A 22,414-nucleotide genomic window follows, 5' to 3' on the forward strand; every position below is an offset into this window, starting at 1 on the left:
CATGTATGAACATTTCTTTCAATGCCCCTACTGTTGGGAAGAGATCTCTATGTTGCTGGATACTTCTGTAAAGAGGCAGCGGTATATTGAAGATTGTGAGATTTGTTGCAATCCTATAGAGATATCTGTGAGATTCCAGTCAGGCGAGCTGCAGGAATTTGAAGTCAGTAGTATAGAGCAATAGATAATCAGGTTGTTATATATGATTTCCCTTTTTTCTTAGGAGATTTTCACTAAATTAGAGAATAAAATCCTTTTGAATTGTATGGTATCAACTTTTGAATTAGCTGAAAATGTAGTGGGAATAATAATAGATACGGATCTGGATGAGGAGCTTATTGAAAATGTGCAGGCTAAAATTCTGGATAAAATAGAAGTTCATGAGGAGATTAGTATCTTTTTTGAGATCAAGAGAGGTAGCAAATTAGGTTTTAAAGCTTTTTTAGAACAAATGACTTTTAACCTGAACCACACGAGAAGTTTCAGGAAGATTGCAGTGGTATCAGACCTTGATTGGCTGAGGAACAGCATGTTTATCAAAGACCTTATTATGCCTACTGATATCAAAAGTTTTACAAATGAGGAGCGGTTGACAGCCCTTGCCTGGATCTCTGAATAATTTTTTATTTTTTTCTTTGGTAAAGTAGAAATCGGTTGTATATTTGCAGTCCAATATCGCGGGATAGAGCAGTAGGTAGCTCGTCGGGCTCATAACCCGAAGGTCACTGGTTCGAGTCCAGTTCCCGCTACTATAGAAGACAAACCACCCCTTCGGGTGGTTTTCTTGTTTTTAGAGTCTTTGTCATCCCGTGCTATTTCTGCAATAACAGAGATTAACCTATTCATTTTATTGGTTCGATATTGCCTTGTTTCTGGATTTATCACCAAACCTTCAGGAAATAGAGTCTTTTGGATTTTAATTTTTTGATGAATATCTCCTGAAGCCCAATGATTACTCATGCTTTGGCAGAAGTTCAAAGCTTTTATTAGCAAATTTTCCTGGTTCGATAAATTTTGTGGTGCATCTTCCAGTTTCTCTTCAACCGATTTTATTTCATTCTCCAATTTTCGCTTTACCCTGTTGTAAGCTGTTTCATCGGCACTATCACTCATGAAGAATTTATCATTTACTTTATCTAACTTATTTTGAAGTTTTATTAGCTCCTTTTTTAAGGATTCTGAGGACGCTTTTTTCTCCAATTGATGTTCATGTGTTAGCTCCAGTATTTGATTGCTTAGGAGCTCTCTATCATATTCATCCAGCTCTAAATTGGCTAGAAAATCAATGAAAGAATCATTAACTCCAGGTTTTAAACTTCTTGGGGTGGTATAGGCATTCATATTGCCACCTGCACCGTGCTGGCATTTATAGTAGTGGACCTGCTTTTTTTTAGCAATGTAACTTGTTATTGGAGCACCACATTCTGAGCAGTAAATGAAGCCTGTCAATGGCCTATGTTCATTCACTGGGGCCTTTTCATAGCCAGCTTTACGGGTAGAAGAATCTAATCGGTCCTGAACCTTATCCCAAATTTTCATTGAAATTAGTGGTGGCCAGTTTCCTTTCACCGATTTGCCAAGCATTTTATGTGTGAGAATACCGACGTAAAAAGGTTTTCTCCACATGGCAGATATGTTCTGTTTACTGATTTTAAAGTGATATTTATCTAGTAATTTATATCGGATATCCACGTCAGCCATTCCTTCGGCTTTCCAGTTCCAGGCTTTTTTCAGAATTTCTCCTTCTTCATTTATTTCTATTTTCTGCCCATCGTATCTGCGATTATTAGCGTTCGTGACACGTTTACCATACATCGTATAACCACGAGGGGGTTTGCCTAACCACTTACCTTCTGCTAAGAAATCTTTCATGGCAGGTAAAGTCCGTTCTAGCCGCTGGATATTTTCTTTACGACTTTCCAGCAGTTTATCATAGATTGTTATGCGGTCTCTTTCGTTTTCTGTTGTGAGCCCTGAACTGGTTTCTATAAGATGAACTCCCATCTTGGTAACCAATTCTTCTACCAATCCTATTGCGCTACCTCCTGAGCGGGAGAACCGACTTAAGAACTTTATGGCTATACCAAATGGCTTGTGTTTTGCAACCAAGACGTTGTTGTATAGAATCATAAATTCTTTACGAGTCAAATGGTCTCCTTTTGCGCTTTCATAAGTTCCCCCATGCTGTTGTGTAATAACAAATCCATGTTGTTTAGCGTACTCTTTTATACTTCTAATTTGGTCTTCAATACTATAGTTGGTAAATTGTTCTTTACTACTAACTCTGGTATACATCCAAATTTCTTTATTGCTGTTTGCTTCAGCTTTATCTGATTTTATGTACTTATCAAATTCTTTTAAATCCATTCTATTAATGTTAAAATATTAATCTAAAATATCCAGAATCATTCTGGCTAAGGTGATTGCATCATCTATGATAGCTTCACCTTCTTCGTCGGTCACCTCCTTGTACTTTTCAATTTTACGTAGTTCAGATAGTGACAACCTGTGATGTTCACAGACATCATCGTTATGTGGTCTAGACATCCCGATTCTCTCCGCTTTGGTCTCTCCATTTACTTTTTACGAGGCGGAGGGAGAAATCCCTTCTAAGAGGGTTATTCCTTTATAGTCTACTCATAAGGTTAAGACTTATCGACCTGGGTCGATGTCGATAATCATAGATGGCCATCGAGATTAACTGAAGACAAAATTACCACACATTAAGGAAGGAGACAAGGATAAAAATGAAATATTATTAAAAAATATCCTTGTTGAATGAATTAACTTGAATAATAATGTTTTTAAAATGAATTATAGTCATTTATTTATGACTTGTATTCTTAGGGATTAAAAAAGCCTCAACGTAGATGGTGAGGCTGTTCTGATTGGTTTCATTCAGGAGTTAAAACAAATAATCCCAGGAAGTTCCTTTCAATCCTTCTTTAGTAATATAGAATAGACCTGCTTCTATTGGGGTGTATTCTTCCAGGGAAACTCTATCCCACTTAAAATGCTCTTCAATAAATTGGTTAACGTGGTTAACCTTTTGGGGACTACAATTGATAACAAAATGATTATGATTCCCACCACGAATATCATAGGATTCTGTGGTAAAGAATAACTTCAAATCTGAATCCTCCAGGTCACTCTTTAATTGGTTATACAACTTAACCATTTTGTTATAGCAGGTATCCTTAGTACAATCTGTTCGGTAGGATACAGTACCGAAGATTACCCAGTCCATGTACCATAACTTGGCGGCTAAGGAATTCTTATCTCTTGCCAGGTAAATTATCTTTTGAAGGTTTTGTATTTTCTCATCCTTTTCCTGGTCTGACTTTATCATTAAACCCAGGTCAAAGTATTTTAAATGAGTTTCAGGTATATCTTTCCTTTGCTTCTTACCCACCACCTTCCTCTCATTACCGAGTTCTGGATACTCGTTGTAAAATCTATAGAGCTTACTGAGACTAATCTTTGTCAGTTCTATAAATTCTTCTTTTCTGTAGTATTTCATTTCTTTTACTTCTTTTATTAGTTATATATAAAGGAGATATAAAGGGGTTTTCCCCTTAATCTCTTCCTATAAATATGTCAGAAATGCTATTTGTAAAGGGTGCAATAGATTTTTTATAAATTATTTTTACTGTGTCAATTTTGACATAGGTATACATAATTATCACCAAATTCCTAGTGGAACATTGAAGGCTAGACCACCATAGTAATACGGGGGTGGGTCCGTTACCAGGGAGGACGGGGGATACACCAAACGCTTCCCAGGTCCCCCTGTGTTTTGAGAGGGAAGCTTTGGAGGCCTTATCATTTTTTAAGGATTTATCTCCTTTAACATTTGCTCCAAAGCTCTGGTAACTCTGAGCTAATAGCAACCCAGAAGTCCAAATGTCAGTTATGATATCTCACTTGATACTGTCTTATATGGCTCTAAAAGACCCTATAAAATGGTGATAATCGCCATTATGTGGTTATTAAATGCTCCAGGGTTTTACGGAAAACCACAGTTGGGAAGAGCTATACTTTTCCTATATTTAACAAATTATTATTAAATATCGAACCATTAATATATGGCCAAGAAAACTAAGGCTAAGAAACAGAAGAGTATAGAAGAATCCCTTTGGGATAGTGCTAATGCCCTAAGGGGAACCGTTGAATCTTCTGAATATAAACACGTGGTGTTGGGACTTATCTTCTTGAAGTTCGCCAGCGATAAATTTGAGAACCGAAAGCAGGAACTCATTGAGGAGGGTAAAGAGAAGTTTGTGGAAATGACGGAATTCTACACTATGAAGAACGTATTCTATCTACCCTCAGAATCCCGCTGGAGTTATATTAAAAATAATAGTAAACAGGATGATATAGCCATTAAGATTGACACTGCCTTATTTACCATAGAAAAGAACAACCCATCCCTAAAAGGTGCGCTACCTGATAACTATTTCTCCCGTCTAAATATGGATGTGAGTAAGCTAAGCTCCCTAATTGATACCATTAATAATATCGATACTCAAAAAGACAATTCTGAAGATATTGTTGGGCGGGTTTATGAATATTTCCTGGCAAAGTTTGCTTTAAAGGAAGGTAAAGGTAAAGGGGAATTTTATTCCCCAAAGAGTATTGTTAACCTCATTACTGAGATGATTGAGCCATACCAAGGGAAGATATATGACCCTGCAGCAGGAAGTGGTGGTATGTTCGTACAATCCATAAAGTTTATTGAAGCTCATCACGGGGATAAGAAGGAGGTGAGTATCTATGGTCAGGAATATACTTCAACCACCTATAAGCTGGCTAAGATGAACCTGGCAATTCGTGGTATCTCTGCTAATTTGGGTGATGTCCCTGCCGATACGTTTGCCCGTGACCAGCATCCAGACCTTAAGGCTGACTTCATTATGGCTAACCCACCCTTTAATCAAAAGAAGTGGCGTGGCGAAGATGAGTTAATTGATGACCCACGATGGGCTGGTTATGAAGTGCCACCTGTAAGTAATGCTAACTACGCCTGGATTCTTAATATGGTTTCTAAGCTATCACATAATGGTGTAGCTGGCTTTATTTTGGCAAATGGTGCTATATCTGGTGGGGGTGAAGAGTATAAGATTAGAAAGAAATTAATTGAAAACTGCTTGGTGGAGGCAATTTTGATTTTACCAATGAAAATGTTTTATACCACCGACATTAGTGTCACCCTATGGATATTAAATAACAATAAAACCAAACGGACGGTAGACAAAGGCGATACGCAAAGACATTACCGTAACCGTAGGGATGAAATTCTCTTTATGGACCTTCGCAAACGGGGAGTGCCATTTGAAAAGAAGTACATTCAATTCTCTAATGATGATATTAAAGATATTACTGATACCTACCATTCTTGGCAGGAAACCCGCTGCGAAATTGAATATGAAGATGTGCCTGAATTCTGTTATTCTGCTCATATTGAAGAGGTAAGAAAAAAGGATTATTCCCTGGTGCCCAGCAAATATATCGAGTTCATCAATAGAGATGAGAATATTGATTTTGAGGAGAAAATGATTGAACTTAAAACTGAATTTTCGGATTTGCTATCTCAAGAACAAGAATCAAAAAAGCAATTATTAAAGGTTTTTAAAGAACTTGGTTATGAAATCGAGTTATAAAACATTAGGGGAATATATCCGTCAGGTTAAAGTAAGAAACAGTGATTTAAGTATTACCGAACCTATGGGTATAAATATTTCCAAGTTCTTTATGCCCTCCGTAGCTAATACTAAAGGTACTGACCTTTCCAAATATAGAGTGGTGAAAAATGGACAATTTGCCTACAATCCGATGCACGTTGGTAGGGATGAAGTACTTCCCATAGCTTTACTGAAAGGGAAGACTAAAATTATTGTTTCTCCCGCTTATGTGGTATTTGAAATTATTGATAAAAAGGCCTTACTGTCTGAATATCTGATGATGTGGTTTAGACGAAAGGATTTTGACCGCAATGCTTGGTTTACCACGGACAATAGTGTTCGTGGAGGGTTTAGTTGGGAATCCCTTTGCGAGTTGAAATTACCCATCCCATCCCCCTCAATACAGCAGGAAATCGTTGATGAATATAACACGGTGGTGAATCGTATTAAATTAAATGAAGAGCTAAACACAAAACTTGAAGAAACAGCCCAAACCCTATACAATTATTGGTTTGTAGATTTTGAGTTTCCCATCTCTAGGGAATATGCTCAATCTATTGGTAAACCAGAATTAGAAGGAAAACCTTATAAATCTAGTGGTGGGGAAATGGTTTTTAGTGAGGAGTTAGACAAGGAAATTCCGTCTAAGTGGGAGGCAGAAGAATTCCTTCAATTATTCAAGTTGAGCGGTGGTGGTACACCAAGTACTAAAAACGAAAACTATTGGAATGGTGAAATTCCCTTTTTTACCCCTAAGGATGTTGGTAACTACACGTATAGTTTTAAAACTTTGAAAAATATTTCTGAATTGGGATTTAGAAAAAGTAGTACTAGAATCTATCCAAAAAACACCACTTTTATTACTGCACGTGGTACAGTTGGGGCAATATCTATTGCGGGATGTAAAATGGCAATGAATCAAAGTTGTTATGCAGTGACTGGAAATTATCCCTTTTTCACGCATCAAACGTCAATAGATTGCGTGAACCAGATTAAAAAAGAAGTAGTAGGTGCAGTTTTTAATGCATTAGTTACAAAAGACTTTAATGGTAAGTTTGAAGTTAAACCGTCGGAGGAGGTACTTGACAAATTTGAAAATATTGCCAGGCCATTGTATGCCTGGATGTTATCTATAGCACTAGAGAATGCGAAAAATGAACTTTTGAAAGATTTGCTGCTTGCTCAAATATCTTCATTAACATTGGAAATTCAAGAGCAGACTTTAACTCCTTAACTTAATGAAATTCACTGAAGAAAAGCTGGAACAAGCAATTATAACTCATCTTGAAGAAGAAATGTATACCTATGTTTCAGGGAAAACTATACTTCGGGAAGAATCCGAGGTGTTGTTAAAGGGTGACTTAAGTGAGTTTCTTTTCAGTCAGTATAGAGATTATGGTATTACCCAGAATGAGGTAGAGTCGGTTATTCGTAAGTTGGAGACTTACCCAGCTTCAGATTTATATGAATCCAACAAGGCTATTTCCAGGTTAATCAGTGATGGGTTTTTACTTAAACGGGAGGACCGTAATAAGAAAGACCTTTATATTCAACTTATAGATTATTCCCGCAGCGATAAAAACATTTATAAGATAGTTAATCAGCTAGAGATTGTTGGCTATCATAAACGAATCCCCGATGGGATTATTTACGTTAATGGTATTCCGTTGGTGGTTTTTGAATTTAAAACTGCTATCCAGGAAAATACCACCGTATACAATGCGTTCACTCAGTTAACGATTCGGTATCGTAGAGATATCCCAGAGTTATTTAAGTATAACGCTTTTTGTATTATCAGTGATGGTGTAAATACCCGTGCGGGTTCCTTCTTTGCTGGTTATGAATACTTCTATTCCTGGAGGAAGATTGAACCAGAAGACAAACGGGAAGTAGATGGTATTAATTCCCTCTACACAATGGTAAAGGGGATGCTCAACCGTGACCGTCTTAGGGATGTGGTTCATAACTTTATTTACTTACCCGACTCTTCAAAGAAAGATGAAAAAATAGTATGTAGATACCCACAATATTACGCTGCCCGTAAGTTATTTGATAAAATCAAAGAGCACCAGAAACCAGAAGGTGATGGTAAGGGTGGAACCTATTTCGGTGCCACTGGTTGTGGTAAAAGCTTTACGATGTTATTTCTTACTAGGTTATTGATGAAGTCGGTTTATTTCTCCAGCCCGACCATTATCCTAATTACCGACCGTACCGATTTAGATGACCAGCTATCGGAGCAGTTCACCAGTGCTAAACTATATGTAGGGGATAATGAGATTAAGAGTGTCGAAAGCAGGGACAAATTAAAGGAACTGCTAAAAGGCAGAAATAGTGGCGGGGTATTCCTTACTACCATTCACAAGTTTACGGAAGATACTGACTTACTTACCGAACGTACGAACGTTATTTGTATAAGTGATGAAGCTCACCGTTCCCAGATTAACCTGGACCAAAAGATTAAGATTACCAAAGATGGGGTGAAAAAAACCTATGGTTTCGCCAAATATCTTCACGACTCCTTACCCAATGCAACCTATGTTGGTTTTACTGGAACTCCAGTTGATGCTACTTTAGATGTGTTCGGTGATGTAGTAGACTCTTACACAATGACCGAAAGTGAAAAGGATGGTATCACCAAGAAGATAATTTATGAAGGGAGAGCAGCTAAAGTTATACTCGATAACCGTAAACTGGAGGAAATTGAGGAATACTATGCTCGTGTAGCTGAAGATGGTGCAAATGAATATCAGGTAGAGGAAAGTAAGAAACAAATGGCCAATATGAATGCCATTTTAGGGGACCCTCACCGCCTTAAAGCCATCGCTGAAGACTTTGTCTATCACTATGAGAAAAGAGTCGCTGAAGGAGCTACAGTGAAGGGAAAAGCGATGTTTGTAGCTTCAAGTAGACCAATAGCGTATCACCTATATAAAGAGATAACAGAGTTAAGACCCAATTGGGCTGAAGAAAGAAAGCATGAACCAGGTGCCGAACTTACCGATAAAGATAAACGGGAGCTAAAACCAACGAAGATGATTGAGATGGTTATGACCCGTGGTAAAGATGACCATCAGGAAATGTATGAGGCCCTTGGGACCAAAGAAGACCGTAAGGAACTCGACAGGCAGTTTAAGAATGAAAAATCCAACTTCAAAATAGCCATTGTGGTCGATATGTGGCTAACTGGGTTTGATGTTCCTTTCCTGGATTCTATTTACATTGATAAGCCGCTTCAAAAGCATAATCTCATTCAAACAATTTCTAGGGTCAACCGAAATTATAAGGGTAAAGAAAAAGGTTTGGTGGTTGATTACATCGGTATTAAAAAACAAATGAACCTGGCTCTGAAGCAATATTCAGCCATAGACCGTGATAAGTTTGAAGACATTGACCAAAGCATAATAGTTGTGAAGGATAACCTCAACTTGTTATCCAAAATCTTCTATAGGTTTGATTCCAGGGGTTACTTTATGGGTACTTCTGCTGAGCAACTGGAGTGTCTTAACCAGGCAGTGGAATTTGTTCAACTTACTCAAGACCTGGAAAGACGGTTTATTAATATCGTAAAACGGTTGAAGGCAGCTTATGATATTTGTTGTGCCAGTGATGAATTTGGCACCAAAGAACGTGATGAAATACATTTCTATCTTGCTATTAAATCTATAGTCCATAAGCTTACAAGAGCCGATGCACCTGATACCGCTCAAATGAATACAAAAGTTCGGGAGATGATTCAGGAAGCCCTGGATAGTGATGGGGTAGAAGAGATATACGCAATGGGTGAAAAGGACCAGGTAAATATTTTTGATGAAGATTACCTGGCAAAAGTGGAGAAGATTAAACTCCCTAACACCAGGATAAAATTACTTCAGAAGTTACTCAAGAAGGCTATTGATGATTTTGGTAAGGTGAACAAAGCCCAGGGAGTCGATTTCTCAAACAAGTTCAAAACATTGGTGGACCGATATAATGAACGCAAAGAAGATGATGTACTAAGAAGTGAAGTCCTGGATGAATTTACTGATGAAATTTTAGCTCTATATAATGCCCTGAGGGAGGAGCAGCAATCCTACAAAGGTTTGGATATAGATTTCGAGGAAAAAGCCTTCTACGATATCCTAAAATCCCTTGCGCACAAATATGACTTCAAGTATCCTGAAGCTAAATTAATAACTCTCTCTAAAGCGGTCAAAGATGTTGTGGATGACCTCACCAAGTACACCGACTGGAGCAAACGGGCCGATATAAAAGCAGAACTGAAAGTTGACCTTATTATGTTACTTGCCGAACATGATTACCCGCCCGTCGACCGTGACGAAGTGTACCAGGAAATCTTTGAGCAAGCGGAGAATTTTAAGAAACAAAGAAGTTTTTAAAATGAAAACAGAGAAGGCTAGCATCACCGATTTGGAAATTTTTAATTCCCGCTGGGGATATGAGCAAGGAGTTAAATTCTGTTTGGATAACGGGAGAGAAGATTATTTCCAAATTGAAAAGATATTTGAGGCTTCTGGAATAGCACCTAATGAGTTAGAAGTGCTCATAGGAAGTGAAGTGATTATTTCAATTGATGATAAGAATAATATTAATGTGGATAAATATCTCTTGGCTGTAAGCGATTTAATTCAGTTTAGAAAAGAGAATAAATCCTTAATGAAGGAAATTCATAAAGTTAGGTATGAGGATAGAAATGGTTCCACAAGAGTGATTCTGGAGACCTCGGAAAGAAGTTTTGATATTGCGATAGCCCCGCTCACTATTCAAAGTTGTCTCGGAAAAGATGAGTTTTTGGCTTTAGAAGGTAGCTTTATTAATCCACAATTTTTTGGAGTGGGAGATAAAATAGGAAAGTATACCTGTAAATATAATGAGACCACCATTAAAGAATTGAACTTAAGATATGGTATTGGTTTTCAGGAAAAGGTTAACCGAATAAGAAAGACTATTGCTCATACCCGTGAGCAGGAGGAGAATATTGAGGGGAATTCCAAAAGTAATTATGACGACTTTAACCATACCGAAAGTTATGATAAATATGGGGGGCCTGGAGATGGTTATGGTGGGAATTTATCAGATGATTTCATTGATGATGCTTTAGGGGGAGAACCCGATGCTTACTGGAATATTGATTAAGGTGAAAGCATTAGTAAACTTAATGACATTGTTATGACTAAAGAAATGTTTTCTGAAGAAGACAAAATCGAAATAAGAAATCTATATAACCAAAGAGCTATCATAAGAAACCAGTATGATGTTTTTGAAAAATTGAAGAATGAATTTCAAAAATTTAAAGCAGACTATAAAAAGCTCTATGAAAGTAAAGTGAAAATTGAAACCAGTCAAAAATTACTAAAGAAGAGAATGGAAGCTGAGATGTTTGAAAGTAAGGCTCTATTAACATCAATGGTGAAGACCTGGAATGATGATATGGAGTTTCATTTTCAGAAATACAATTATGAGAAACTAAATGACTTCCTCTTAATTCAACCCATATATAGAAAAATAGGGTTGAATCGGGTAACACCAGAGTTTGCCAGGGAAACAAAAAAAGAGGCCAAGTCCCAGCAAATTGTTTTTTTACAAGGAGATATGCGTTATGGCTATGGTAGTGTGCAGACCACGAATTATTATCCCGTTCAATGGTTGAAAGATAATTACTATAACATTTATGAACGCACAGACAAAAAGGTCTGGGGTTTTTAAAGGATTAAGGTTAGCCCCAATTGGGAAGTCTAGGAATTAAAAGCGATTCAATAATTGTGAAAAAAAGAAAGTATTCAAATAATGAAGTAAAAGAAGCAGGGAAGATTTTAGTTTCACCACATTCTTATAGTAATCAAGAAATTCTTTATGCTCGAAATATTCTTACCTATTGGCGGACTATTCATGCGGGTCCTATTAATACTTTTCAAGCCACTTTAAGAGATAAAATTTATAGACTTGGTTATAAAAATGTGGTTATTGCCCAGAGACTGAAACGTGCAGTTTCAATCGTTTCGAAGCTCAATAGGTTTTCAAATATGAAGCTTTCAACTATGCAGGATATCGCTGGTTTAAGAGCAATCGTTAATAATGTAAATCAAGTAAGAAAGGTAGAAAAGAGTTATCGTGAAAGCACTTTTACCCATATCTTAAAGGATGAAAAAGATTATATTAAAGAACCAGCATATTCGGGTTATAGAGGGATACACCTTATATATCAATATGTCAATCCTAATAAACCTGAATCGGATGGGCTAAGAATAGAAGTTCAAATAAGGTCCAAATTACAACATACCTGGGCTACTGCTGTTGAAACAATGGGTACCTTTTTGGATTATTCACTTAAGTCCAGTCAAGGTCCCGTTAATTGGTTAGAATACTTTTCTTTAGTTAGTGCAGGGTTTGCCATACTGGAGGATTGCCCTCTCCCCAGTCAACATGTTGGAAGGTCTGAAAAAGATATCTTCAAAGATATAGTGGATGAAAGTAATAAGTTAAGAGTTGAAGAAAAATTAAGGGGTTTTTCAGTGGCTGCAGACCATATTTTTGCTAAAAGCACTAATAGTAAGTATAATTTAATAACTCTAAATTTGGAAAAAAGGGTGGTTAATGTAAAAAGTTATTCTGCTAGATATTTGGAGCAAGCTAATACTGATTATACAAAAATTGAAAGCGAAATTTCAGATGGTGCACCTCTGCAATGTGTTTTAGTTTCAACAAATAAAATTGATTCTCTTCGTAAAGCATATCCAAGTTATTTTTTAGATACGCAGGAATTTCTGAAAAAGTTAAATCTTATACATGCGAAGCTAAGGAGACTTGAGTCATCCAAAGTTGTTCAAAGTTAGCTTATACCCATTTACCGATATGGTTGGATTAGTCTATTATGACAGTTTTGCTGGCCTTATTTCTGTTCAAAAATAACCACCCTAAATTTGTACATTATAAATAGATGACCTATATTTGGTGGAAATCTTTTCACCATGAAAAAAGCCCGTTACAATCGAATTTCAAGTCCTAACCAAAATTTAGAGCGTCAACTTAAAAGAAATCATCCAGATGAGATGATTTTTAGTGATGTTGTTAGCGGGTCCGTTGCTTTCAACGAAAGAGAAAAGGGCCAGGAACTGATGAACGCTATTGAGAATGGAACTGTCGATTTTGTTTCAGTGGCTGCCGTGGACCGCCTGGGCCGAAATCTCTATGATGTATTAACCACCTTGGAGTATTTTACCACTAATGATGTGGTCCTTAGGGTAGACAACTTAGGTATTGAATCGATGGTTGACGGTAAGCCAAACCAGGTATTCAAACTAATCGTATCGGTTCTCGGTAACGTTGCTGAAATGGAACGTGCTAATTTACGTGAACGTCAGCTTGAAGGTATTGCAATTGCAAAGGCTAAAGGAGTTTATAAGGGACGTGAAAAAGGTACTTGTATGAATGAAACTGAGTTCCTGGAAAAATATAAACACGTGGTAAAAGAGACAAAGAATCACCCAGACCTTTCAATTCGTAAATTGGCTAAGTTAACTAGTGTTAGTGTCGGTACAGTGCAAAGGGTGAAAAAAATAATGGTGGAATCATAGTCCACCATTATTAAATTTATTAGGCAGCATCTTTTGAAGTTTTACTGTCGATTATATCGACCATAGCTGAGACTGTGGTTAAATGAATTGTTTCCATTTGGTCTTTCAGATGTACGGGTTTTTCCAGTTCACTCATCTTTATAACCATTGCATGTAGTAAATCTGCTACATCCTTCAGGGATGACCATTCCTCACAAGCTATTAAGATTGGCCAATGCCAAACATCATTATTTCTAAATTTACGAATAAGGAGGATATCTTCTTGAAGTATCACTTTAGTTGGTCCATTTATCGGACGCCCAATTATTCCTATTTCTTTAATCGACCAGATGCCGAATGGTTCTAAGTTGTTTATATCAATCATATTTTATTTTTTGCAAAATTACCATTAATGAACGATATAAACAATGAATTTGGTGTAATAATATACAAATTAATGAGAATTCACTAATAAGTGACCTATATTTGTGAGTTTTATTCTTACAAGTCTGGCTGCAAAGAGGAATAAAAGGGAAGGCTATTATAAAATCCTTAACTAAATAATGGTGGTAAATTGAAATATTCTATTTAAATTTCAAATCCCAATCAGCAGTTCCCTACCTGCTTATGGTGCAAAAATTGTTATACATTTGCAGCTTCAAAAAAAATCGTAAAATGAGTGAGACTAAAAATAAATCGGATTTATTTCTTAATGATTATGAGGAAATAATGAAAACCTCGGAAAGGACAACTATTGTTGAAGAACAATGGTCTGAGGAGGGTGATTATTTTCAAAAGTTTTCCTTGTATGAAGACTATACTCCTGTAAAAACCTCTGGAAGTACTATATTAAATACACAGATTTAGTATGCCCAATTGGAATGAGGTAATAGCCGAAATTCACCAAACACGGCAACTTCACCCAGACCATAATCCATTAGATTTAGTCCGTAGAAAGTACCTTAAACAGGTATCTGAGATAACGGGTCGTAATACCATAGCTTATTATTCAGGTTGGTTGCAAAAACCTACAGCACGTGATACCGCAGTTAATGATAAGGACAAATCTGGTCTGATGTTAACCATTCATAGGCTGGATAAGAGTAAAGGTCTAGATTTAATACTGCACACTCCTGGTGGTGATATTGCCGCTACCGAGTCCTTAGTTGATTACCTATACTCCATGTTTGGTAAAAACATCAGAGTAATAGTTCCTCAAATTTCTATGTCGGCTGGAACTATGATTGCGCTTTCTTCTAGCGAGATTATTATGGGGAAACATTCTAATTTAGGACCTATTGACCCTCAGATGGGTGGACTTGCATGCCAGGCAGTTATTAACGAATTTAAACAGGCCAAGGAAGATATTAGAAAAAACCCACATGCTGCCGCACTGTGGCAAGTAATAATCAGTAAATATCATCCAACCTTTTTAGGAGCTTGTCAACAAGCCATTGAATGGTCTGAAAAGATGGTATCAAAATGGCTGGAAGAAAATATGTGCGCTGACGACACCTCTATAGTTGAAAATATTCTTAAGACCTTTGCCGACCACAAGAAGCAAAAATCACATGCTCGACATATATCCAAGAGAGAATGTGAAGAAATAGGTCTTAAAATAGGCTCCTTAGAGGATAATCAGGACCTTCAGGATGCAGTATTGACCACTCACCACGCATTTATGCATACTTTTTCACATACCGCTTCGGTCAAAATTATTGAAAACCATAATGGTGTTGCGTATGTAGAAAATTCTGTCCCTCAGCCGCCGCAACCACAATAAAAATTTTGGTACGACACTAGTGTATTGTTTCGTGTAACCCAGCTACTGCACTTAAATCTTGCATGAATTGATTCGATATTCCAATTTTTCCCGCTACTAGCAAAGACAAGGCTTCACAGAAATGTGAAGCCTTTCTTTTTTGCCATGGGTACAGAATAGGTACAGAATAGGGAGAATGAATTATTTGAAGAGAGTCAGCTTCAAATAACTAATAGTGATGGGGAAGCTGTTGTGTTCGATTATGAAACAGATCGAAATGTAGTGAATGTACTATTGGGCTGGGTGTCAAAATCTGATGTGTATATAGTCACAATTGGAGATGAAATAACTTTTAATTTTGCCTTTACTCTGAAGAAATCGAGTAGTGGAGGTTGCACTTCAACAAAACTTACTGAATTGGAAATGAGCGGTGCCACTTATGAAACCAGTGAGACGAGTGACGTTACCACTATATTTGTTAGTGCTGGAGGTAGTCAATACTAGTAGTGTAAGAGGTTTTAATGGGAACCAGGACTTCTATGAAATCAATTGTTTTTTCTGCTTTTTTAGCCCTTAAATAAGCCACTCAAAAGAATGATTTGTTTGTTTAGTGAACGTGAACCTTTTTTACGTCTTGTTTGTTCTCAAAAAAGATTTTACCCGATGGAATTTCTTGGGGAAGTTGAGGTTTAGTTGTTAGGCGGAAAAATGGAATTCATTTTTAGATCTGAATAATGAATCCTTTCTCCCTTCCAGAGCAGCACTTTTTCTTCCTCATCTGTGGGAAATTCGGGGTCAATGTGTTTGTCTATGACCGCAGAGTTTTCGTTTGTGATTACCCAAAAGGTAGCAATGTCACCATTGGTCCCGGTTTTAATCCATATGTATTGGTGCCACTGGTTCTTTTTTGAATCGAATTCCAGGTGGAGTGCAATTTCTTTTTCTTCCAGGGGAATATCAAATGCCGAAGGGTTGTGTGGCTTTAAAGTGCCAAGGTCGCTAAACTTCCCTTTTTGATCCAGCTGTAAATTTTCCTTCCCCGAATAGTTGAAAATGACATTTCTCCTGAGTTTTAAATTGGGGATTGGATCCTGGCCATTGAGAGAAATAAGAACTGTAGCTACAGCCGCTTTTAACTTAGAGACCACAGTAGCCTGCGGATAGCTGTAGATGCCTCGGGAAGTCAATTCTTCCGAAAGTTGCTGATTCTTCTTCTCAAGGATTTCTATTTCTGCAAGGCGTTCTTCCAGCAGTTCTTCGTTTTTAAGTTTTTCCTTATTCATTCCTAAAAAGAAGGATGCTGCTGCCACTGCAAGTAAAGCAAGTGCCCAAATAAGATCTGAATTTATCTTCATTAACTATCAAGGGATTTTGATGCAATATAAGATTATCCCTTAAACTACCCTTAATCTAAGGCTTTTAGAAAACAGGAAAATAAATATTGCTGCTTCAGTACCACTTCAGCAGCAATACAAAGCCCGGTAAATATTAGGAAGTTCCTTCAGAAGAAAGATGTAGATGCTCCTCCTTTTTTTCCGAAGAAAAGGGCAATAGAGAAATTTTATATAAGAGGTGTCCGTCTCTGGCACTCAATTTGCTTTCAAATAGGAAAACCTGTATATGTCAAAAAGGGATCTCATAAAGCTTTTCAATAACTCTAATGTGAGGTTTATCGCTTTATTCCTTTTTGCGGCAGTGGCGGGTATTTTTCTTATTCTTTCCCTCAACCAGTTGTGGTCTCTATAAGCTGTATCTATTCCACAGGTTTTCCATTGAACCAGGTGCTGTACATGATGTAATTAGCAGCGGTTTTTTTCAGGTTAGCTATTTGAGCTTCAGATAATTTTTTCACCTTTTTTGCAGGGATTCCGGCGTAGATGTGTCCGGCTTCACATACTGTTTTTTCGAGCACAACTGCTCCTGCCGCAATTATGCAGCCTTCCTCAACTACGGCATCGTCCATCACAATAGCTCCCATTCCAACCAATGCCCTGTCTTTGATGTGGCAGCCGTGAACTATTGCCCTGTGTCCAATCGACACATCGTTTCCTATAGTTGTTGCTGCTTTTTTATAGGTGCAGTGAATAACAGCCCCATCCTGGATATTGGTTCTGTCTCCAATGTGAATTGAGTTGACGTCCCCTCTTATTACGGCAGTGAACCAAACTGAACAATCCCTGCCTAAAATGACATCTCCAACTATGGTCGCATTTTCAGCAATAAAACAGTTTTCGCCTATTTGGGGTCTTTTTTCTTCTACGGGTAAGATAAGTGGCATAACAAATATTTAGTACGATAAAGTTACAAAACACGCGGGGTTTATCTGCTGACTGGCCATAATTTTACGCTCTTTTCATCAGGGTTGATTTGAAAAATAAATTTTACTATCTTCTGTTTCCTTGAACCAGAGAATTATGGAAGAGAACATTCCTGATAATAAGTACAATGTGGTTTTGCGCCTGCCGGTGAGAATTGATTACCAGGTGCTGGAAAACTATCTGCAAAAGAAACTACAGGGAAAAATCCTTAGTAAGGGAAAAGCCGATGGTGAAACCTCCGATCATGCCAGAATTCGCAACATTAACCTGCGAAAGAGCCATTTAGAAGATTTTGACCTGGCTGTGCATGTACAGCTAAGCCTTCTCACCACATTATTCAAAAATAAAGAGATCACCGCCGTTGCCCATCTTTCTATTCAATTTCGGGAAGCAGAGCAGGAGGTGCTTATCAGTCATTTTAAGGTAGAAGGAGAAAATGATGGGTGGTTTGTGAACAGGCTGGTAGAGGCACTTATCAATACTTTTTTGTATTCTAAGATCAAATCGAAGATGAAGTTTGATATTCGGCCTGTTGTTAAAGTGCAACTTGAAAAAATAAATAACAAGTTGGCCGATTCGCTAGAACTTACCGATGGGATTAATGTCACCGGAAAAATAAACGAATTCCGGATTCAGGAAATTATAGCAGGCCAGAGAAAATTACTGGTTTCTGTGAGTATCCTGGGGAGCAACGTGCTTAACGTTGAAAATATTGACTTTTAAAATAAAAAAGAGGTTCCCAAAATACCTTTTTTGGATACTATGGGAACCTTTGTTTTTGCTAAAGCTTCAGTGTAGCCCTATACTGTGGTTACATCTCCTGGCTGTTGCTGTCAATAAGATTCTTCCGAATTTCATCGTGCTTGTTCATCATTTCTTCATGCTCACTCCTCATGCTGCTGTGCTCATCCATCATAGTTTGGTGCACTTCTTTCATTTTAGAGATCTGCGCTTTCATTTCTGAACTGCTCAAATTTCCGAAGTTATCCTTTAATTCGCGGTGTCCCTCCATATATTCTTTATGCCCGGCTAAAAGTCCTTCGTGTTTCTTGATGATTACCTCATTCTGGGCCATTTGATCATAATAGGTAGAATCGGATACCTGCATGGTGTCCAGCTGTTGCATAAGGTCCTGGTGATTTTGCTTCATCCTTTCGTGGGTAGATTGAAATTCTGAATGTACCTGCGCAATGCTGTCATTCTGGGCCATTAACTCATCAAATTCTTTTGAAAGGTTCTCTTTTTCATTATCTCCACATGAAGCCATAAGCGCCATGCTAAAGATTAAAATCACAAATTTTTTCATTATTTTCTAATTTTGTGGGTTAGTACCTTTAAAAATACAAAAGATAGGATTTACTTCTTGTAATTATCTGTTAAAAGGGAGGTTGGGTAAATATGTTGAGAAAAAATTATCTTCTAAATTATAAGAGCCGGTTCAAGTTTTTGCCACTGGTTGCCTGCCTTATAATTGAGTATCTTTGCAAAGAAAAATTGAATTATGGCACATAAAGCAGGATTTGTAAATATTATAGGAAACCCAAATGTGGGTAAGTCTACTCTAATGAACGCCTTTGTGGGTGAAAAACTGAGTATTATTACCTCCAAGGCACAAACTACACGACACCGTATTTTGGGAATAGTGAATGGAGAAGACTTCCAGGTGATTCTTAGTGATACGCCGGGGATCATTAAACCGGCTTACCAGTTACAGGAATCGATGATGGATTTTGTGAAGTCGGCTTTTGAAGATGCCGATGTCCTGGTGTACATGGTTGAGATAGGCGAAAAGGAATTAAAAGATGAAGCCTTTTTCAACAAGATCATCAATTCTGAAATACCTGTTTTATTACTTCTGAATAAGATCGACAAATCCAATCAGGCTGAACTGGAAGAACAGGTGCAGCTTTGGAAGGAAAAAGTTCCCAATGCCGAAATTTACCCTGTATCTGCACTTCAGGGATTCAATGTTGCCGAAGTATTTAATCGCATAGTAGAATTCCTTCCCGAATCTCCTGCTTTTTACCCTAAAGACACCCTTACCGATAAGCCCGAGCGTTTCTTTGTGAACGAAATCATCCGCGAAAAGATTCTGATGCACTACAAAAAGGAAATTCCTTATAGTGTAGAGATCGATACCGAAGAATTCTTTGAAGAAGAAGAGATCATTCGCATGCGTAGCATTATCATGGTAGAGCGGGAAACTCAAAAAGGGATCATTATTGGCCATAAAGGCGCAGCTTTAAAAAGAGTGGGCGTAGAGGCCCGTAAAGACCTTGAAAAATTCTTTGGAAAGCAGGTGCACCTTGAGCTGTATGTGAAAGTGAATAAAAACTGGCGAAGCGATATAAAACAGTTGCGACGCTTTGGCTACTCTGGAGACAAGAAGTAATTCTGCCTTTTTTGACAGGTTAATTTTTTCAGGTGGAGGGGCAATCATTTATCAAAGGATTTTCCTCTCTGTAATTCCTGAAAATTAGGCAGCTGTAAGTACAGAGCATTTGTTTTAAATCCCCTAATTTTGCACTCTTATTTAAGAGAATATATTTATGAGCAGTATTGTAGCTATTGTAGGACGACCTAACGTTGGGAAATCTACCTTTTTTAACCGGTTGATCCAGCGCCGGGAAGCCATTGTAGATTCGGTAAGTGGAGTGACCAGAGACCGGCATTATGGAAAAACCGACTGGAATGGCCGCAATTTCTCTGTAATCGATACCGGCGGATATGTGCTGGGAAGCGATGACGTTTTTGAAGCCGAGATTGATAAGCAGGTAGAACTTGCTATTGGTGAAGCCGATGCCATTATTTTTATGGTAGATGTTGAGACCGGCGTCACACCTATGGATGAAGACGTGGCACAATTGCTTCGGAAGGTGAACAAACCTGTATTTCTTGCCGTAAATAAAGTAGATAATTCCAAACGGCTTGAAAATGCTGTAGAATTTTACGCTCTTGGACTTGGGGAGTATTTTCCTATTGCCAGTACCAATGGTAGTGGTACAGGAGAATTACTTGATGCTCTTGTTGATGCCCTGCCCGAAGATACCCGCCCCGAAGAAGCCGAGTTACCCCGATTTGCAGTGGTGGGAAGGCCCAATGCCGGGAAATCTTCGTTTATAAATGCCCTTATTGGAGAAGATCGTTATATAGTAACCGATATCGCCGGAACTACACGCGACTCTATTGATACAAAGTACAACCGCTTCGGATTTGAATTTAACCTGGTTGATACCGCCGGGATACGCCGCAAATCTAAAGTGAAGGAAGATCTTGAATTTTATTCGGTAATGCGCTCGGTTCGGGCTATTGAACACTGTGATGTGTGCTTAATAGTCATGGATGCTACCCGTGGTTTTGACGGGCAGGTGCAAAATATTTTCTGGCTTGCGCAGCGCAACCGTAAAGGTATCGTGATCCTGGTAAACAAATGGGATCTTCTGGAAAAGGAGACCAATACCATGAAAGAATACGAGGCCAATATTCGCCGCGAAATGGAACCTTTTACCGATGTGCCAATCGTCTTTATGTCGGTACTCACTAAACAGCGAATCTTTAAGGCCATAGAAACTGCAGTTGAGGTCTATAATAACCGAAGCAAAAAGATCAAGACTAGTGAGCTTAACGAGATAATGTTGCCTATAATAGAATCATATCCGCCGCCAGCCTATAAAGGCAAGTATGTGAAAATAAAATTCTGTATGCAGCTGCCTACGCCACAGCCCCAGTTTGCTTTTTTCTGCAATCTTCCGCAGTATGTGAAAGATCCGTACAAAAGGTTTTTGGAAAATAAATTGCGGGAGAAATTTGATTTCAACGGTGTGCCGGTATCGGTGTACTTCAGGAAAAAATAGTACGTGATGTAACTTTTGCCCTTTTTGGGAGTCCAATAAATGCTGTTACCTAAAGTAGCAGCATTTAATATTTAAGACCTCCCTTATAATGAAGCATTTTTTCTTCCTATGCCTGCTCCTAATCTCTTCAGGAGCAATGGCTCAACAATTCTCTATCTCGGGTAAAATTGTAGATGCAGAAACTCAACTCCCTTTAGAATCGGCTACACTATTTGTTGAAAAGGTGCAGGACAGTAGCCTTGTTTCCTACACTATTTCTAATAAAGCAGGAGAATTTGTAATTGAAGGTTCCGGGAAAATGGATAGTTTAAGGTTAGTGGGCACGTACAACGGCTACGATCCGCTTACCCGATTAATAATCCTGGAGCAGCCAAATATAGATTTGGGACAGCTAAAAATGCAGGTGGCCAACAACATGCTGGGAGAGGTTACCGTAGTTTCTCAAAGAGCTCCTGTCACTATAAAGTCAGACACCCTTGAGTTTAATGCAGGTTCCTTTAATACCAGGCAGGATGCTAACCTTGAGGAAGTAATGAAAAAGCTTCCGGGGGTCGAAGTAGATGCCCAGGGAAATATTACCGTCAATGGGAAACCTGTTTCCCGTATCCTCGTAAACGGAAAAGAATTCTTCGGAAATGATCCCAAGATTGCCACTAAAAACCTTCCGAAGGAGATTATAGATAAAATACAGGTTGTCGATACCAAGACCAAATCTGAAGAATTCACGGGCAAAGCAGGAAACCCCGATGATAAGACCATCAACGTAACCATTAAAGAAGATAAGAACAAAGGATATTTCGCACGTGCAACTGTAGGTGGGGGAACAGATGACAGATACGAGTTAAGTGGCATTGGGAATTATTTTAAGGACGATATGAGGTTAAGTGTGCTTGCCAGCTCCAATAATATTAACTCTTCGGGTTTTTCTTTTGATGAGGTCTTTGACATGATGGGGGGCAGGGCGCGCAGCGTCTCCTTTAATCGTAACGGTAGCTTCAGCATTAACGGGAATAGTTTTGGCGGCAGCGGTGGTATCACCAAAAGTGAGACTGCCGGCTTCAATTTCACTAACGACTGGGATAAAAAATATGAACTGACTGCCGATTATTTCTTCGGGAAAAATGACACCGAAACCTATTCAGTGGTAGAGCGGGAGACTTTTCTTCCCAATAGTACTTTTTTCACTAATTCTGAATCTTCAGGAAACATGGTTAATGAAAGTCACCGGGCAAACCTGGCTTTTGAG

General features: G+C 38.2%; 23 protein-coding genes, 1 tRNA gene and 1 pseudogene. 18 read left to right on the plus strand and 7 right to left on the minus strand.

The features are described 5' to 3' along the window. Position 1: 1 nt before the first annotated feature. The 3 genes from OQ279_RS03760 to OQ279_RS03770 all read left to right on the plus strand — a co-directional run bounded on the left by OQ279_RS03760 (position 2) and on the right by OQ279_RS03770 (position 749). Entirely contained in the window at positions 2-184 is a 183-nt protein-coding gene (locus tag OQ279_RS03760) for a CPXCG motif-containing cysteine-rich protein (protein ID WP_266068469.1), read from the plus strand. A gap of 81 nt (positions 185-265) precedes the next feature. Then, on the plus strand, positions 266-619 hold the full coding sequence (locus OQ279_RS03765; RefSeq protein WP_266068470.1) for a SpoIIAA family protein: 354 nt from the start codon (positions 266-268) through the stop codon (positions 617-619). Between the two features lie 57 nt (positions 620-676). After that, a tRNA-Met gene (locus tag OQ279_RS03770) sits at positions 677-749 on the plus strand. Here the strand turns inward: OQ279_RS03770 and OQ279_RS17930 are convergent. The 3 genes from OQ279_RS17930 to OQ279_RS03780 all read right to left on the minus strand — a co-directional run bounded on the left by OQ279_RS17930 (position 709) and on the right by OQ279_RS03780 (position 3,520). Then, positions 709-2,367, minus strand: a complete 1,659-nt coding sequence (locus OQ279_RS17930) for a recombinase family protein (protein WP_370866493.1) — start codon at positions 2,365-2,367, stop codon at positions 709-711. The two genes, OQ279_RS03770 and OQ279_RS17930, sit on opposite strands and share 41 nt — an antisense overlap. Positions 2,368-2,385: 18 nt before the next feature. After that, positions 2,386-2,547, minus strand: coding sequence for a hypothetical protein (locus OQ279_RS03775; protein ID WP_266068471.1), 162 nt, complete (start codon positions 2,545-2,547; stop codon positions 2,386-2,388). Between the two features lie 358 nt (positions 2,548-2,905). Next, positions 2,906-3,520 carry a hypothetical protein gene (locus OQ279_RS03780; protein WP_266068472.1) on the minus strand — a complete coding sequence of 205 codons (615 nt, stop codon included), beginning with the start codon at positions 3,518-3,520 and terminating at the stop codon, positions 2,906-2,908. A 565-nt stretch (positions 3,521-4,085) separates the two neighbouring features. Between OQ279_RS03780 and OQ279_RS03785 the strand changes: the two genes are divergently transcribed. The 7 genes from OQ279_RS03785 (at position 4,086) to OQ279_RS03815 (ending at position 13,255) form a co-directional block, all read left to right on the plus strand. Then, complete coding sequence (locus OQ279_RS03785) at positions 4,086-5,660, plus strand: type I restriction-modification system subunit M (protein WP_266068473.1); 1,575 nt, start codon at positions 4,086-4,088, stop codon at positions 5,658-5,660. Continuing rightward, entirely contained in the window at positions 5,644-6,915 is a 1,272-nt protein-coding gene (locus OQ279_RS03790; protein ID WP_266068474.1) for a restriction endonuclease subunit S, read from the plus strand. Before OQ279_RS03785 ends, OQ279_RS03790 begins: the two co-directional genes overlap by 17 nt. Positions 6,916-6,919: 4 nt before the next feature. Continuing rightward, the gene (locus OQ279_RS03795) at positions 6,920-10,060 is read left to right on the plus strand and encodes a type I restriction endonuclease subunit R (RefSeq protein ID WP_266068475.1); all 3,141 of its coding nucleotides are present in this window, start codon (positions 6,920-6,922) and stop codon (positions 10,058-10,060) included. 1 nt (position 10,061) lies between these two features. Beyond that, on the plus strand, positions 10,062-10,817 hold the full coding sequence (locus OQ279_RS03800; protein ID WP_266068476.1) for a hypothetical protein: 756 nt from the start codon (positions 10,062-10,064) through the stop codon (positions 10,815-10,817). A gap of 45 nt (positions 10,818-10,862) precedes the next feature. Continuing rightward, the gene (locus OQ279_RS03805) at positions 10,863-11,387 is read left to right on the plus strand and encodes a hypothetical protein (RefSeq protein WP_266068477.1); all 525 of its coding nucleotides are present in this window, start codon (positions 10,863-10,865) and stop codon (positions 11,385-11,387) included. A 56-nt stretch (positions 11,388-11,443) separates the two neighbouring features. After that, positions 11,444-12,514, plus strand: coding sequence for a RelA/SpoT domain-containing protein (locus OQ279_RS03810; protein WP_266068478.1), 1,071 nt, complete (start codon positions 11,444-11,446; stop codon positions 12,512-12,514). A 135-nt stretch (positions 12,515-12,649) separates the two neighbouring features. Next, the gene (locus OQ279_RS03815; protein ID WP_266068479.1) at positions 12,650-13,255 is read left to right on the plus strand and encodes a recombinase family protein; all 606 of its coding nucleotides are present in this window, start codon (positions 12,650-12,652) and stop codon (positions 13,253-13,255) included. Positions 13,256-13,274: 19 nt separating this feature from the next. On the opposite strand, the gene OQ279_RS03820 is transcribed toward OQ279_RS03815, so the two are convergent. Next, a complete protein-coding gene (locus OQ279_RS03820; RefSeq protein WP_266068480.1) occupies positions 13,275-13,619 on the minus strand; it encodes a hypothetical protein in 345 nt (114 codons plus the stop codon). Between the two features lie 290 nt (positions 13,620-13,909). On the opposite strand from OQ279_RS03820, the gene OQ279_RS03825 reads away from it, so the two are divergent. The 3 genes from OQ279_RS03825 to OQ279_RS03835 all read left to right on the plus strand — a co-directional run bounded on the left by OQ279_RS03825 (position 13,910) and on the right by OQ279_RS03835 (position 15,500). After that, complete coding sequence (locus tag OQ279_RS03825) at positions 13,910-14,101, plus strand: hypothetical protein (protein WP_266068481.1); 192 nt, start codon at positions 13,910-13,912, stop codon at positions 14,099-14,101. A 1-nt stretch (position 14,102) separates the two neighbouring features. Further along, a complete protein-coding gene (locus tag OQ279_RS03830; protein WP_266068482.1) occupies positions 14,103-15,017 on the plus strand; it encodes an SDH family Clp fold serine proteinase in 915 nt (304 codons plus the stop codon). Between the two features lie 231 nt (positions 15,018-15,248). Then, positions 15,249-15,500 carry a hypothetical protein gene (locus OQ279_RS03835; RefSeq protein ID WP_266068483.1) on the plus strand — a complete coding sequence of 84 codons (252 nt, stop codon included), beginning with the start codon at positions 15,249-15,251 and terminating at the stop codon, positions 15,498-15,500. Between the two features lie 185 nt (positions 15,501-15,685). On the opposite strand, the gene OQ279_RS03840 is transcribed toward OQ279_RS03835, so the two are convergent. Next, positions 15,686-16,351 (minus strand): hypothetical protein, encoded by a 666-nt coding sequence (locus OQ279_RS03840; RefSeq protein ID WP_266068484.1) that lies wholly within the window; start codon positions 16,349-16,351, stop codon positions 15,686-15,688. Between the two features lie 265 nt (positions 16,352-16,616). Between OQ279_RS03840 and OQ279_RS03845 the strand changes: the two genes are divergently transcribed. Beyond that, positions 16,617-16,742 carry a hypothetical protein gene (locus tag OQ279_RS03845; RefSeq protein ID WP_266068485.1) on the plus strand — a complete coding sequence of 42 codons (126 nt, stop codon included), beginning with the start codon at positions 16,617-16,619 and terminating at the stop codon, positions 16,740-16,742. Positions 16,743-16,749: 7 nt separating this feature from the next. Here OQ279_RS03845 and OQ279_RS03850 read toward each other — a convergent pair whose 3' ends face one another. Beyond that, the gene (locus OQ279_RS03850; protein ID WP_266068486.1) at positions 16,750-17,274 is read right to left on the minus strand and encodes a gamma carbonic anhydrase family protein; all 525 of its coding nucleotides are present in this window, start codon (positions 17,272-17,274) and stop codon (positions 16,750-16,752) included. Positions 17,275-17,410: 136 nt separating this feature from the next. Here OQ279_RS03850 and OQ279_RS03855 point away from each other — a divergent pair, with 136 nt between their 5' ends. After that, entirely contained in the window at positions 17,411-18,037 is a 627-nt protein-coding gene (locus tag OQ279_RS03855) for a DUF4403 family protein (RefSeq protein ID WP_266068487.1), read from the plus strand. An 88-nt stretch (positions 18,038-18,125) separates the two neighbouring features. Here OQ279_RS03855 and OQ279_RS03860 read toward each other — a convergent pair whose 3' ends face one another. After that, the gene (locus tag OQ279_RS03860) at positions 18,126-18,620 is read right to left on the minus strand and encodes a hypothetical protein (RefSeq protein WP_266068488.1); all 495 of its coding nucleotides are present in this window, start codon (positions 18,618-18,620) and stop codon (positions 18,126-18,128) included. A 195-nt stretch (positions 18,621-18,815) separates the two neighbouring features. Between OQ279_RS03860 and era the strand changes: the two genes are divergently transcribed. The 3 genes and pseudogenes from era to OQ279_RS03875 all read left to right on the plus strand — a co-directional run. Further along, positions 18,816-19,706, plus strand: coding sequence for a GTPase Era (era, locus tag OQ279_RS03865; RefSeq protein ID WP_266068489.1), 891 nt, complete (start codon positions 18,816-18,818; stop codon positions 19,704-19,706). 157 nt (positions 19,707-19,863) lie between these two features. After that, positions 19,864-21,168, plus strand: a complete 1,305-nt coding sequence (gene der, locus OQ279_RS03870) for a ribosome biogenesis GTPase Der (RefSeq protein WP_266068490.1) — start codon at positions 19,864-19,866, stop codon at positions 21,166-21,168. Positions 21,169-21,256: 88 nt separating this feature from the next. Continuing rightward, a pseudogene (locus OQ279_RS03875) lies at positions 21,257-22,414 on the plus strand (outer membrane beta-barrel protein); the annotation flags it as partial.

This window comes from Salinimicrobium profundisediminis (assembly GCF_026241755.1).
Lineage (GTDB): Bacteria > Bacteroidota > Bacteroidia > Flavobacteriales > Flavobacteriaceae > Salinimicrobium > Salinimicrobium profundisediminis.

What these genes read in the sequence shown, in the direction of transcription:
- OQ279_RS17930 (WP_370866493.1), bottom strand. Translation starts at nt 2,367, where the DNA reads ATGGATTTAAAAGAATTTGATAAGTACATAAAATCAGATAAAGCTGAA.
- OQ279_RS03765 (WP_266068470.1), top strand. Translation starts at nt 266, where the DNA reads ATGGTATCAACTTTTGAATTAGCTGAAAATGTAGTGGGAATAATAATA.
- OQ279_RS03820 (WP_266068480.1), bottom strand. Translation starts at nt 13,619, where the DNA reads ATGATTGATATAAACAACTTAGAACCATTCGGCATCTGGTCGATTAAA.
- der (WP_266068490.1), top strand. Translation starts at nt 19,864, where the DNA reads ATGAGCAGTATTGTAGCTATTGTAGGACGACCTAACGTTGGGAAATCT.
- OQ279_RS03850 (WP_266068486.1), bottom strand. Translation starts at nt 17,274, where the DNA reads ATGCCACTTATCTTACCCGTAGAAGAAAAAAGACCCCAAATAGGCGAA.
- OQ279_RS03845 (WP_266068485.1), top strand. Translation starts at nt 16,617, where the DNA reads ATGTCAAAAAGGGATCTCATAAAGCTTTTCAATAACTCTAATGTGAGG.
- OQ279_RS03775 (WP_266068471.1), bottom strand. Translation starts at nt 2,547, where the DNA reads ATGTCTAGACCACATAACGATGATGTCTGTGAACATCACAGGTTGTCA.
- OQ279_RS03805 (WP_266068477.1), top strand. Translation starts at nt 10,863, where the DNA reads ATGTTTTCTGAAGAAGACAAAATCGAAATAAGAAATCTATATAACCAA.
- OQ279_RS03780 (WP_266068472.1), bottom strand. Translation starts at nt 3,520, where the DNA reads ATGAAATACTACAGAAAAGAAGAATTTATAGAACTGACAAAGATTAGT.
- OQ279_RS03785 (WP_266068473.1), top strand. Translation starts at nt 4,086, where the DNA reads ATGGCCAAGAAAACTAAGGCTAAGAAACAGAAGAGTATAGAAGAATCC.
- OQ279_RS03760 (WP_266068469.1), top strand. Translation starts at nt 2, where the DNA reads ATGTATGAACATTTCTTTCAATGCCCCTACTGTTGGGAAGAGATCTCT.
- OQ279_RS03795 (WP_266068475.1), top strand. Translation starts at nt 6,920, where the DNA reads ATGAAATTCACTGAAGAAAAGCTGGAACAAGCAATTATAACTCATCTT.
- OQ279_RS03830 (WP_266068482.1), top strand. Translation starts at nt 14,103, where the DNA reads ATGCCCAATTGGAATGAGGTAATAGCCGAAATTCACCAAACACGGCAA.
- OQ279_RS03840 (WP_266068484.1), bottom strand. Translation starts at nt 16,351, where the DNA reads ATGAAGATAAATTCAGATCTTATTTGGGCACTTGCTTTACTTGCAGTG.
- OQ279_RS03790 (WP_266068474.1), top strand. Translation starts at nt 5,644, where the DNA reads ATGAAATCGAGTTATAAAACATTAGGGGAATATATCCGTCAGGTTAAA.
- OQ279_RS03800 (WP_266068476.1), top strand. Translation starts at nt 10,062, where the DNA reads ATGAAAACAGAGAAGGCTAGCATCACCGATTTGGAAATTTTTAATTCC.
- OQ279_RS03860 (WP_266068488.1), bottom strand. Translation starts at nt 18,620, where the DNA reads ATGAAAAAATTTGTGATTTTAATCTTTAGCATGGCGCTTATGGCTTCA.
- OQ279_RS03855 (WP_266068487.1), top strand. Translation starts at nt 17,411, where the DNA reads ATGGAAGAGAACATTCCTGATAATAAGTACAATGTGGTTTTGCGCCTG.
- OQ279_RS03815 (WP_266068479.1), top strand. Translation starts at nt 12,650, where the DNA reads ATGAAAAAAGCCCGTTACAATCGAATTTCAAGTCCTAACCAAAATTTA.
- OQ279_RS03825 (WP_266068481.1), top strand. Translation starts at nt 13,910, where the DNA reads ATGAGTGAGACTAAAAATAAATCGGATTTATTTCTTAATGATTATGAG.
- era (WP_266068489.1), top strand. Translation starts at nt 18,816, where the DNA reads ATGGCACATAAAGCAGGATTTGTAAATATTATAGGAAACCCAAATGTG.